Consider the following 12,527-nt stretch of genomic DNA (forward strand, 5'->3'; position numbering starts at 1 on the left):
TTTTCTATGTCAACATTCGTGGAAGAACTGCAATACCGATTCGGGCCGCTGCTCAAGCCGCTGGCATGGTGCAACGCCCGGGTCATGGAAACGCGCGAGAATCTCTACCGGCGTGGCCTTATCAGGCAGTGGCTTCCACCGTCCCCCACGGTCTCGGTGGGCAACATCGGCTGGGGCGGCTCCGGCAAGACCCCGGTGGTGGACTGGCTGCTGCGCTGGGCCGAAAAGCAGAGCCTGCAACCGGCGGTGCTCACGCGGGGCTATCGTGGCCGTCCGGCGTCCTACCCGTTTCAGGTGGGTCCGGGCAGCCTCGTGGAAGAGTCCGGCGACGAACCGCTCATGCTCGCGCGGCAGCATCCCGAAGCGCACATCGTGGTGGACCCGAACCGAACCCGCGGCGGCAAGTGGGTGTTCGACCACTACAGGCCCGACCTCGTGGTTCTCGACGACGGCTTTCAGCACATGGCCGTACACCGGGATTTCGATCTGGTGCTCATCAAGCCTTCCGATCTGGTCCGGCACTGGAACAAGGTCATCCCGGAGGGGCCGTGGCGCGAGCCCGTGAGCGCGCTCTCCCGCGCGTCGGCATTTCTGATAAAAACCGAACCCGGCAGTTTCAATAAGGTCTCTGCTCTGGCAAAGTACCGTCTGGAGGCCTTTGGCCGTCCCGTGTTCCTGTTCGGCATCGAGCCCGTCGGGTTCCGGCAGGTGCTTACGGACGAGTCGACGCCGGATTTCGGAGGCGAGCCGTATCTGCTGGTGTCGGGCGTGGGCGAGCCCAAGCAGGTGCACCGCACCGCGAAACGGTATCTCGGGTACCGCGCGGTGGATCATCTCGCCTTTGCGGACCATCACGCCTTCACCAAGGCTGACGTGGTGGAGATACTGGCGGTCATGCGCCGCAAGGGGGCCAAGGGGGTGCTGTGCACGCCCAAGGACGCGGTGAAGCTCGGCCCCATGTGCACCGAGGAATTTTACACCTTCGACCTCCGCATCGGCTTCGGCCCGTCGCTCACCGAACACGGGGCCACGTTCCCGGTGTGGTGGGATGAACAATGGCAAAGCATCCGCAGAAGCGGAAGGGAGCAGCCCGATGGCGAAACGTCGCCCCGGACAGAAGAGGAAAGCCACCCCGGAACTGAATGAGGAGAGCGTCCTCAAGGTCTTCAAGCAGGCCAAGAAGCCGCTGCCCAGAGCCGAGGTCGTCAAGGCTCTGAATCTCAAGAAGAAAGACAAGACGCGCGTCAAGGATATTCTCAAGTCGCTGGTGCGGCAGGGGAAGCTCATCCGCATCCGCCGTTCCTACGGTCTCCCCGGCCCCATGAACATCATCACCGGCACGCTGCAGATGCAGCGCGGCGGTTTCGGCTTCGTCATTCCGGACGATGTGCGGCGCAAGGACATTTTCATCGGCAGCAGGAAGCTCAACGGAGCGTGGCACGGCGACAAGGTGGCCGTGAACATCATCCGCGAGCGTACCCGCAAGAACCATGAAGGACGCGTGGTGCGCGTCATCGAACGCGGCCGCCAGACCCTGCCGGTGCGCGTCTTCAAGCACATGCGCGACAACGAGTGGCTCGTGCGTCCCACCGACCCGTTGCTGAACTTCGGCATCTGGTGCCGCAACGAGAAGGACCTCGAACTGCAGGAAGGGGACGTGGCCATCTGCGACCCCGGCAAGCAGATCGACCCCACGCTCTGGGAAGGCACGTTCATCTCAAAGCTCGGACAGGAGACGGATTTCAAGGTGCAGGAGGCGCTGGTCAAGTCCAACCACACCATCCGCACCCGCTTCCCCTCGGATGTTCGCGACGAGGCTGAAGAGCTGCCGCAGGCCCCGGCCGAGGACCATTTCTCGGACCGGACCGACCTGCGCCACCTGCCGCTGGTGACCATCGACGGCGAGGACGCCAAGGACTTCGACGACGCCGTGGCGGTTGAGCGCAAGGGCGACGGCTGGGTGCTCTGGGTGGCCATCGCCGACGTGAGCCATTACGTTCGTCCGGGATCCGCGCTGGATCGCGAGGCGCTCGAGCGCGGCAACTCCTATTATTTCCCGCAGTCCGTGGAGCCGATGCTGCCGGAGCGACTTTCCAACGGGCTCTGCAGCCTGCGGCCCGACGAGGACCGCCTGTGCATGGCAGTGCGCATGGAGGCCGGCCCGGACGGGCAGGTGCGCGGTAACGGCGAGCTGTTCAACGCGGTCATGAAGAGCCGCGCCCGTTTGACCTATGGTCGCGTGCAGCGCGCGCTGGACGGTAACGAGGGCGAACGGCTCGGCCTCGGCGATATTTGGCCCATGCTGGAGCAGGCTGAACAGCTGGCGCGCAGGATGCGCAAGCGGCGGATGGATCGCGGCAGCATCGACATGGATATCCCGGAGCCGGAGATTCGCTTCGGCAAGAACGGGCGAATCACATCCATTCGCCCCTCCGAGCGGCAGTTCGCGCACATGCTCATCGAGGAGTTCATGATCGCGGCCAACGAGGCCGTGGCCCGGACCCTGCGAGACGCTGAACAGCCGTGCATGTACCGGGTGCATCCCCCGGCGGACGAGGACAAGCTGCGCGCCCTGTTCCGGCTCATCGGCCAGACCGACCCGGAGGTGCAGCAGCCCAAGGAAATGACGCCGCAGGCCATCGCCGGGCTGTTGCAGCACGTGCGCGGGACCGAGCGCGAGTTTCTCGTGAGCCGCCTGCTGCTGCGTTCCATGATGCAGGCCGGGTACTCTCCTGACGACGACGGCCATTTCGGCCTCGCCAGTGAATGTTACTGCCACTTCACCTCGCCCATCCGGCGCTACGCCGACCTCATGGTGCACCGCATCGTGAAGCACAGGCTCGGGGCCGCGCCGGAATACGCACTGCCGGGCCGCAAGAAGCTGGACCGCATCGCCGGGCTCATCAACGGGTGCGAACGCACGGCCATGAACGCTGAACGCGAAATCGACCGCCGGGCCTCCATCCTGTTCCTCATGGACAAGGTGGGGCAGTCTTTCAAGGGCCTCATCTCGGGCATCACCGATTACGGATTCCGCGTGGAACTCCCGGAGGTCATGGCGGACGGCATGGTGCGCCTCTCCTCGCTGGAAGACGATTACTACACCTACTGGAAAAACCGGGAATGCCTTGTGGGCGAACGCACCGGACGCGCCTTCCACATCGGCCAGTCCGTGCAGGTCAGCCTCGATGACGTAAGCCTTGGCAGGCTGGAACTGAGCCTGTCGCTTGCGGACGCGGAAAACGACGCCAAAGACTATAAGGAGTTGCTCTAGAAACGCATTGACGTGTTTGTCAATTTGTGGTTGACTGTTTTTAGCAACACATTGACAAGGCGAAGCGATGAGCAAACAGTTTGAAGCGTTTTTCGAGCGGCTGAAGCAGGCCACGGATATCCGTAACCAGTCGGATCTCGCGCGCGCCCTCGACGTGGGGCGTGCCGCGGTCTCGCTGGCCAAGAAAAAGGATCAGGTGCCCTCGCGCTGGGTGTTGGCGTTGTCCATACGGTATGACGTGGACGCGCGCTGGCTCGAGACCGGCGACGGCAGCGATACGGGCGAGGATGAAGAGGCGTTCGAGCGCATCCCCAAGGTTCGCGCCCGGCTTTCGGCCGGTGGCGGCTCCTTCGAGACCGAAGGGCAGGTGGAGGGGTATTATTCCTTCCGCGCCGACTGGCTGCACTCCCGTGGCGACCCGCGCAAGATGGTGCTCATGGAGGTCGTGGGCAACTCCATGGAGCCGGAACTCAAAGAAGGCGATCTCGTGCTGCTGGATCAGGACAAAACCGATATCCTCGCGGGCGGCATGTATGCCGTGGGCGTTGAGGATACGGTGATGGTCAAGCGGGTGGAGCGCCTGCCACGCACGCTGGTTCTTCACAGTGACAACAAGGATTACTCTCCGGTCAAGCTCACCGGCGAAGAGCTGGATAATGTCCGCGTCATAGGGCGCGTGCTGTGGGTGGCCCGGGAATACATGTAACTCTTGCGGGCGCTGTGCGGCTGGTTCTTTCAGCGGGCACGGTCCGAACAGGCTTTGAAGGTCCCTCGGGAATTGTCCCGGGGGATTCTTTTTTGTGTCGCGATGTTGAAGCTGGTCGCTCGTCGGAGGTGTCGGCTGTTGCGGTGCCGCCGGGTATTCACTGGCAAGCGGCGAGTGGGGTTTGGGTCTGGTGCCCAAAAAATACGGGCTTGGCCTGGCCTCGAGGTGCAGAGGCAGGCAGACGGATTGGCTACATATTGAAATGTTGAGAAAATATGGTGTATGAGTTTTGTATGATTCGGTGTTGATTTTAGGTTGACGTTTTGTGCGGCTTTGGTTAAACAAAGAGTCAACAGGTCGTCAACGAGGCATCAAGCGAGGAGCACGTCATGCAGAAGAGATATTGCACCTGCGGCAACCCGGTTCACGTTCAGTACATCAATCGAGGCGCACGGCGTCGGCTCCTCTTCTGGGCTTTCGCCCGTGAAGGCGGGGCGACCACCGCAACCTGTCCTCACTGCCGCAGGACGCTCAATATCAACGAACTGCGCTAGGCGCGCTTTATCGCCCGACTCGTGGCGAGTGCGCGGCATGACATGGCGCGCAGACCCTCCCATCGCCGCACGAGAACGCATATGTTCCGTCGCGGTCCTTCCTCCCCCTCGTGTAAACGCATCCGGCGCTGCCCCGCCGGGTGCGTTTGTCGTTTCATTGACTTGGATTCACTCATGAATTCTTTGGCTTGTGCTGGGCTGGAGGCAGTCTCATGACCAAAGGGGACAGCGGTACTGTTATGGAAAAGCAGATTTGGAGCCATGTCTTGAGGTTGCAACCGATGGGACAGCGAAACAGGGCCGACGGTCGGAAACCGAGATGGATAGGGTCTTGCTTGTCACGAACATAAGGCAACGGCCGCTTACGGAAAAAACAGAGTCGTTTTGCGACTCGGTTATGAAGAGGGAGGCAATGGGGGGGCATAACGAGAGAAAGCCCCCGTTTCTGCCCGAAACGGAGGCTTTCCCATATCCTCATTCCCGAGGTGAACCTACGCGCAGTCGCATTCAGAGAAAACTATGCGGTCGGTGTACTCGGCCTGTTTGCCCTTGTTCCAGCGCGAAACCGGTCGGTAGTAGCCAACGATGCGCGTGTAGACTTCCGCTTCGGCGCCGCAGTGCGGGCATTCGAAGTGTTCGCCGTGCAGATAGCCGTGCTCCTTGCAGACCGAGAAGGTCGGCGTGATGGAGATGTACGGCATCTTGGTCTTGGAAAAGGCGGTGACGATGAACTTCTTGAGCGATTCCACGTCTGCCACGGCTTCGCCGAGGTAGGTGTGGAACACTGTCCCGCCGGTGTACAGCGGCTGCAGCTGGTCCTGATGCTCCAGTGCGAAGAGGACATCGTCGGAGATGCCGACGGGAAGCGCCGTGGAGTTGGTGTAATACGGCGTGCCGTTGCCCTGTGTCTGGATGTCGGCGTAGAGCGACTTGTCGATCTTGGCCAAACGGTAGCTGGTGCCCTCGCCCGGGGTCGCCTCGAGGTTGTACAGGTTGCCGGTCTCTTCCTGATAGTCGGAGGTCAGGCGGCGAAGGTGGTTCAGGGCGCGGCGCATGAGCCGTATCCCGGACTCGGTGTCGATGCCCTTGCCGAGCAGGTTCAGGCAGGCTTCGTGGCCGCCGATGACGCCGATGGTGGAGAAGTGCCCCTTGTAGCCGTTCTTGAGGTAGCGCTGAGACCACGGGAACATGCCGTTTTGCAGGTTGTCCGTGATGAGCTTGCGCTTGTACTCGAGCGACTCCTTGGCCATGCCCGCGTACTCGGTGATGAGGTCGAGGAAGTCGTCCTCGGAATTGGCGAGGTAGGCGAGCTTGGGCAGGTTCAGGGTGACCACGCCGATGGAGCCGGTGAGATCACCGGCGCCAAACAGGCCGCCCGTCTTCTTGCGCAGCTCCCGCAGGTCCATCTGGAGGCGGCAGCACATGGAGCGCACATCTTCCGGCGAAAGATCGGAGTTGATGAAGTTCTGGAAATACGGAACGCCGTATTTGGCGGTAAGCTTGAGCAGCAGCTCGCCGATCTCGGAATCCCACGGGAAATCTTCGGTGATGTTGTAGGTCGGGATCGGGAAGGAGAAGATGCGACCATGATAGTCGCCGTCGAACATGACCTCCAGAAACGCCTTGTTGATCATCAGCATTTCTTCCCGGTAGTCGTCGTAGACGGTGTCCTGCAACTCGCCGCCGATGATGACGGCCTCCTTGGCGATGTGCTTGGGCGGCACCAGGTCGAAGGTCAGGTTAGTGAACGGGCTCTGGCCGCCCCAGCGCGAGGTGGTGTTCAGGTTGAACACGAACTTCTGCATGGCCTGACGCACCTGATCGTAGCTCAGGCCGTCGCGGCGGATGAAGGGCGCGAGGTAGGTGTCCACGTTGTTGAACGCCTGTGCGCCGGCCCACTCGTTCTGGAGCGTGCCGAGGAAGTTGTTCATCTGGCCCAGCGCCGTGTCGAAATGGCGGGCAGGACCGGCAGAGGCGCGGCCTTCGAGGGAGAACCCTTCGAGCAGCAGGTCGCGCAGGCTCCAACCGGCGCAGTAGCCGGCCAGGCCGAAGGAAAGATCGTGAATATGGAAATAGGCGTGCTCGTGGGCCTGCCTGATCTCCTCGGGATACTTCTCGAGAGCGTAGCGCGCCTGAACGGTTCCGGACAGGTGCAGCATGAGGCCCTGAAAGGAGTGGGTCATGTTGGCGTTTTCGGAGACGCGCCAGTCGGCCTTTCCGAGGTAGTCGTCGATGACGTCCTTGATGTCGAGGAAGGCTGCCTTCTGGGAGCGGATGCCGCGGCGTTTTTCGCGGTACAGGATGTACTTGCGCGCCACATCGTACTGGCGGGACTCCATGAGCACTTGCTCGACGATGTTCTGAACGTGCTCCTGCTCGGGAATGTCGCGGTCGGCGAGTTTCTGCTCGACCTTTCCGGCCAGACGCTTTGCCAGCAGCGGGTCCTTGACGCCGCTGGCCTTCAGGGCCTTGAAGATGGCTTCGGCGATGCGGTCGTTAGACCACGTTTCCAACCGGCCGTCTCGTTTCATGATCTGGCTGGGCATTCTCCCTCCTCGGTTCGACGTAATCCTGCAGTTTCAGAGAAAAGCCCGAAGGCAGATAGCTTCGGGCGGTCTCGATATCCTCGACGGTGAGTCCCGGAACCTTCGTGAGCCGGAAGTAGAAGGCACCGGGGTTGGCTTCCGCCATGGCGAAAACTTTATCCATATTGGCGCGTGCGGCCACTTCGGACACCGCGTTGCCGGTCAGTTCGGGGTATTTGTGATAAGGGCCTTTGACGTCCACGGCGAAAACGTCGGCGAGACCGAAGGACAGAATGTCCTCGATGATTTCCGGACGCATGCCGTTGGAGTCCATCTTGATGGGCAGCTTGAACTTGCGGATCTCGTAAAGAAGCTCACCGAGTCCGGGAACGCAGGTAGGCTCACCGCCGGTGATGGTGATGCCGTCGAGCCACGCCGCGCGGTGGCGCAGGTAGCTCTTGAGGTCCGTCTCGGGCATGACGGGAAGCGAGCGCATGTCCCATGCAAGCGTGCCGTTGTGGCAGGTGGGGCAACGCAGGTTGCAGCCGCCCAGAAATATGACGGAGCAGGGGCGTCCGGGCCAGTCGCAGAGGCTGTAATTCTCGAACCCTCTGACGTGGTTCCATACGCTTTGCTGCTGAGACATCGTTTTCGTCCTTGAATGAGGCTTGAGCTTGGATTTCGGGTCTCGCTCGGAGGGAGACGACAGAGGGCGCAGCAGGAAAAATCAAGGGTCACGGGTGGCTGCGCCCAACGTCGAATGATATACTTCAGGATGCGATTTTTGTACAGGGGGCTTGGCTGAAAAACTCATCCACATGCTCCCTCAGGCCCTGTTTTGGGCTTTCTGGAAAGAATGTGAGAACTGGTGAAAACTTTTCCACAAGCTCATGAGGTCAAGTGGCGCGGAATTCCTTGCCTTTTTTTAGAGTAACTTTAGAAACTTTTTTCGAGAGGAGTCGTGGGGGCTGTCTTTCGACAGGACGAAGGGGGCCGGGGAGGGTCGCAACGCGAGCGCGTCGACAGAAAACCTTCTAGCACAGGGGCCTTTGGCTGAAAACACTTTTTCGATCAAAATCCACAGGGGAAGATAGGGGAAATTCCCGTCGGAGGAGCCCGAGACCGGGGAGCTCCGAGCCTGTCGGGGCTGAGCGGTTTGCCCCCTGTGGCGGGAGGTTTTTCCGAGAGGCGCAGGGGGGTGTGAAAGGCATATAGCTTGCTTGAGCATGGGTGGGGAATGTCCGGCTGTGAATGAACCTGCGGCAATCGAATACAGGTTGACGATTGTCCGGAATTGGTGGAAAGGGGTCTTCAAATCATCGCAAGGATATCAAGGAATGCTCAATAATTCTTTGCTCGGTGTCTTCCGAAGGATCGGAGGGATGGTGGCTCCCGGAGTGGCCGACCCCGACGGAGGGAGACGATATCAGGCCGCTCCGCGAACTCTGGCGGACCCCGAGCTGATCGTGCGGGGCAACCCCGGCCATTCGGGACACGACGAGTGCGGGTTTCGCAACAGCTCCGTCATGGAGCGCGCCGACGTCTGCGTGCTCGGCGGTGCGCTCGCCTACGGCGCCGGAGTCGGGGCCGAACAGTGCTGGCCCGCTCTGCTCGGCTGGATGACCTCCAGGAAGGTCTACAACGCCGCCCTGCCGGGCTGGGGGCCGATGCAGGCCGCCATGGTGCTCGAGCGCCAGCTGGAGCGGCAGCCCTCCCGTGTCGTTCTGACGCTCAACAGCGGCGATGCCCGCCGCGCGTTTCTGTGCGCCCTGCGCTCGGCCCATCCGCTGGCGAGACGGTTCTGGCAGCCCGAATATGAAGGGATAGCCCCCTCAGCCCTGCTTTCCAAGGAGATGGCCGCACGAGCCTACACGCTGGAAAAGAAGAGCCGCCCGGAGGCTACGTCTGCCGAGCTTCTCGAGACCCTGTCCGACCGCAACGTGCCGGAGTTCAATCGTTTCGAACTCAGGGCTTCCCGGTTCTACCTGAGTGACGGCCTCGCTCGGGCCGTCGTGGCGCCGGAGTCTCCTGCCACTTCGGCCGGGCTTGAGCTGCTCGGCAGCAGCGTGCGGCATGTCGCCGAAGTCGCGGCGGATCGTGGCGTCGAGGTTGACGTGTTGCTGATCCCGAGCCGGGAGTATCTCGCTTTTCTGCGCATGCACGAGGCGGAAGTCCGTTCGCCGGAGTCGCTGCGTTCTCTCGGGGAGGCCGAAAACCGGATGCTGTCCGGAATCCGGCTGGCCTGCGAGGATGCGGGGCTGCGGATGCACGATCTGTCCGCGCCCCTGGCGCGCCGTCTGGGGAGCCGCATCTTCCCGCAGGATTCCCGCGACGGCCACCCCAACCCCAAGGGCTGTCGCATCATAGCGGAAACGGTAAACTATCTGCTCGCGGGGACAGGCCGGAGTTGACTCGCGCGGCGTCAGGCCTTACCTCTGTGCTGTTGAACGCGTTAACGAACCGTCTCAAGGAGTTAAGGGAATGGCCGACACCTGCAGGGAAAACCCCATGAAGGGCATGAATCTGCCCGAGATGAGCTTTACCACTTTCATATATTCGCTGAGTTCCTCAGCCATGGTCGCGCTCGGCGAGGCTCCGGATCCCGGAACCGGAAAAACCGAGTTCCAGCCGCATCTGGCCCGCCACACCATCGACGTTCTGGCCATGCTGCAGGACAAATTCGACAACGGTCTGGACGAAACCGAGCGCAAGCTGCTCTGCGACCTGCTCTACAACCTGCGCATGAGCTACGTGAACAAGGCGGGCGAATAGCATGAAGGGAACCATCGCGGCCGGACTCGTAGGAGTGACCGGTTACGCCGGCATGGAGCTGGCGCGGCTCATGACCTCGCACCCCTCCATGGAGCTGGTGCGCGTCACCTCCCGCGGCGAGGCCGGAAAGAAACTCTCCGATCTCTACCCGTTTCTTCAGGGGCTCGGCCCCGGCGAGCTAGAAGTCACGGAGCCGGACCCGCGCGACCTCGCCACGTCCTGCGATGTGGTATTTCTGGCGGTGCCGCACAAGGCGGCCATGGAAATTGCCGCGACGCTGCTTGAGGAGGGCGTCAAGGTCGTGGACCTCTCGGCCGATTTCCGGTTGCGCGACCGCTGCACCTACGAGCAGTGGTACGAAGTCTCCCACACCCGTCCCGAGCTGCTGGCGCAGGCGGTTTACGGACTCCCGGAGCTCTACGCGGACCGCATCGCCAAGGTGAACCTCGTGGCCAACCCCGGCTGCTACCCCACGGCATCCATCCTCGGGCTCGCGCCCGCTCTGAAGAACGGGCTCGTGGACACCGAAGGCGTGGTCATCGACGCCAAATCCGGCGCATCCGGCGCGGGCCGCGGCGCCAAGGTGCCGAACCTTTTCTGCGAGGTGCACGACTCCTTCCGCGCCTATGGACTGCCGAAGCACCGCCATACGCCGGAAATCGAACAGGAGGCCGGGCTGCTGGCGGGCGAGGACATGGTGCTCTCCTTCAACACGCACCTGCTGCCCATCGATCGCGGCATCCTCGCCACCATCTATACCTCCTTGAGGGAAGGCGTGACTCCGGAAACCGTGCGTGAAGCCTACGCGGGCTTTTATGCGGACACGCCGTACGTGCGAGTGCTGCCCGAAGGCAAGTTCCCGGAGACCCGTTTCGTGCGCGGCACCATGTTCTGCGACATCGGGCTGGTTACCGACCCTCGCACCGGCCGTCTGGTGATTCTCTCCGCCATCGACAATCTTTGCCGCGGAGCGTCCGGTCAGGCGTTGGCGAACGCCAACCTCATGTGCGGGCTGGACATTTCCCAGGGGCTGCCCACGGCGCCGCTCATGCCCTGACCCGAAAGGGCTTGACTTCCGTTTTATGCTGTTGCAGAGCGGCCTCGCGGGGGACGCCCCGCAGCCGAATCGGCGCATCTCCGACCCGCTCGGAGAGGGAGGACAGACAATGACCACGTTCGATCTTCATTTCCACGCCAACGTGCACGGCCTGAAGCGCAGCTCCAAGGCCCGCCGCATGCTCAGGCACGTGGAATTTCTGAAGTCGCACCCGCTGGATCATCTGGCCTCCACCGAGCACTCCTACAAGAATCCCCTCGAAGCCTACCAGCGCCTCGCCGACAGCGCCGCGCAACTGCCGGTGAACATCATTCCCGGCGTGGAGTCCGTGTCGTCGGAAGGCATCGACGTGATCTTTTTGTACCGCACCGAGGACGATCTGCGCCGTGCGCTGGGCGAGACCCCCAGCTTCCGCTGGTCCGTGCGCGATGTGAAGTCCATCCGCCGCGACACCGGCGGCCTCTGCGTCATTCCGCATCCGTTCCATATCAGCAAGACCGCGGCGGGCAGCAACCTTTCCAGACGTTCCTACAAGCTGCTGCTCAACAACGCGGACTACATCGAAGTGCACAACGGCTCGGCCCTGCACCTCGACAGACGCCTGAAACGCAGCTGCACCAAGCCTCTCTTCCCCCGCACGCTGGAGAAGATGCGCTGGACGCTGGATCTGCCCATGAACCAGCGCGGACGCAACCTCGGCTGGTCCATCGGCTCGGACGCGCACTTTCCGGGCGAGCAGTACGTGGTGGGCAAGACCCGCCTGAAACCCCGCTCCGGCGAAGACGCCTTCGACTTTCTGAGTCGCCGCCTTCAGCTTGAGCAGGCCCCGCTCATGCCCATGGGCCAGACCAACATGGCCCACAATTACAGCCTCGTACGTGCCGGAGTGAGCACCCTCATGGAAGGTGCGCTCAAGAGGCTGCGCCGCCTGCACGACCTCGCCCCCGACGTTCCCGCCCCTGATTTTGCGCTCGGCCCGTATATTTAGTAAGGGCAGAAAATGGACTACTTCAATCCGCAGGAGCAATCCTGGCGGCACACTTTCGAAAGCCTGCGCGACCGGGTCTTCGGGCCGTTGGTGTCATTGCTGGCAAGAAACGGCGTGAAGCCGAATCAGGTGACGCTGGCCGGCGTGGTGTCGCTGCTCGGAGCCTGCATCTTTTCGCCGGAACACGCGTGGACGGCAACGGCTCTCATGGCCCTTTACGTTCTGTGCGACGGCATGGACGGTCCGCTTGCCCGGCGCACGGGCCGAGTCCATCCCGGCGGTGCGCTCATGGACATCGTGGCGGATCAGCTCGGGGTGGCCCTGCTACCGGCCGCGGCGGTCCATCATTTCGGTGCGTGGGGTCCGGGAATGGTCCTGTTCGCCAGCTTCTACCTCGTCTTCATCGCGCTGGTGGTCTACGCCAACCGCACCGGGGTTCCGCTGCGGGTTTTCCTGCGCCTGAAGTATGTCTTCTTTCTCCTGTACCTCGCATCCCTTCACCTGAACCGCGACCTGGTCTCGGTGCCGTGCACGCTCTTTGCCGTCTACTATTTCGTGGAGATCCAGAACGTGCTGTTGCGCATCCACCGCCACCATGAAAAAACGGGCCCGGAGTAGACTCCCCGGACCCGCTTGATTGCGAGAGGTGTG

Annotated in this window: 11 protein-coding genes; 9 read left to right on the top strand and 2 right to left on the bottom strand. The window is 62.2% G+C overall.

Annotated features, from left to right (window positions below):
* Positions 1–18: 18 nt before the first annotated feature.
* The 4 genes from lpxK to BR24_RS02320 all read left to right on the top strand — a co-directional run bounded on the left by lpxK (position 19) and on the right by BR24_RS02320 (position 4,534).
* The gene (gene lpxK, locus BR24_RS02305; protein WP_496539896.1) at positions 19–1,146 is read left to right on the top strand and encodes a tetraacyldisaccharide 4'-kinase; all 1,128 of its coding nucleotides are present in this window, start codon (positions 19–21) and stop codon (positions 1,144–1,146) included.
* Positions 1,094–3,274 (top strand): ribonuclease R, encoded by a 2,181-nt coding sequence (gene rnr / locus BR24_RS02310; protein ID WP_496539897.1) that lies wholly within the window; start codon positions 1,094–1,096, stop codon positions 3,272–3,274. Before lpxK ends, rnr begins: the two co-directional genes overlap by 53 nt.
* 67 nt (positions 3,275–3,341) lie before the next feature.
* On the top strand, positions 3,342–3,980 hold the full coding sequence (locus BR24_RS02315) for a LexA family transcriptional regulator (RefSeq protein WP_496539898.1): 639 nt from the start codon (positions 3,342–3,344) through the stop codon (positions 3,978–3,980).
* A gap of 389 nt (positions 3,981–4,369) precedes the next feature.
* The gene (locus BR24_RS02320) at positions 4,370–4,534 is read left to right on the top strand and encodes a hypothetical protein (protein ID WP_018125992.1); all 165 of its coding nucleotides are present in this window, start codon (positions 4,370–4,372) and stop codon (positions 4,532–4,534) included.
* 491 nt (positions 4,535–5,025) lie between these two features.
* Here the strand turns inward: BR24_RS02320 and BR24_RS02325 are convergent, their stop codons facing one another.
* On the bottom strand, positions 5,026–7,080 hold the full coding sequence (locus BR24_RS02325) for a ribonucleoside triphosphate reductase (protein WP_496539899.1): 2,055 nt from the start codon (positions 7,078–7,080) through the stop codon (positions 5,026–5,028).
* Positions 7,031–7,705 carry an anaerobic ribonucleoside-triphosphate reductase activating protein gene (locus BR24_RS02330; RefSeq protein ID WP_496539900.1) on the bottom strand — a complete coding sequence of 225 codons (675 nt, stop codon included), beginning with the start codon at positions 7,703–7,705 and terminating at the stop codon, positions 7,031–7,033. Before BR24_RS02330 ends, BR24_RS02325 begins: the two co-directional genes overlap by 50 nt.
* 736 nt (positions 7,706–8,441) lie before the next feature.
* On the opposite strand from BR24_RS02330, the gene BR24_RS02335 reads away from it, so the two are divergent.
* From BR24_RS02335 to BR24_RS02355, 5 genes are all read left to right on the top strand, one after another.
* Positions 8,442–9,470: a hypothetical protein gene (locus tag BR24_RS02335; protein WP_496539901.1), complete on the top strand. Its 1,029-nt coding sequence runs from the start codon at positions 8,442–8,444 to the stop codon at positions 9,468–9,470.
* A 70-nt stretch (positions 9,471–9,540) separates the two neighbouring features.
* Complete coding sequence (locus BR24_RS02340) at positions 9,541–9,831, top strand: DUF1844 domain-containing protein (protein ID WP_496539902.1); 291 nt, start codon at positions 9,541–9,543, stop codon at positions 9,829–9,831.
* 1 nt (position 9,832) lies between these two features.
* Positions 9,833–10,888, top strand: coding sequence for an N-acetyl-gamma-glutamyl-phosphate reductase (gene argC, locus BR24_RS02345; RefSeq protein WP_496539903.1), 1,056 nt, complete (start codon positions 9,833–9,835; stop codon positions 10,886–10,888).
* 109 nt (positions 10,889–10,997) lie between these two features.
* Positions 10,998–11,876: a PHP domain-containing protein gene (locus tag BR24_RS02350; protein WP_496539904.1), complete on the top strand. Its 879-nt coding sequence runs from the start codon at positions 10,998–11,000 to the stop codon at positions 11,874–11,876.
* Between the two features lie 12 nt (positions 11,877–11,888).
* On the top strand, positions 11,889–12,494 hold the full coding sequence (locus BR24_RS02355) for a CDP-alcohol phosphatidyltransferase family protein (protein ID WP_496539905.1): 606 nt from the start codon (positions 11,889–11,891) through the stop codon (positions 12,492–12,494).
* The last annotated feature ends 33 nt before the right edge of the window (positions 12,495–12,527 follow it).

It is taken from the genome of Pseudodesulfovibrio halophilus DSM 5663 (genome assembly GCF_059568665.1).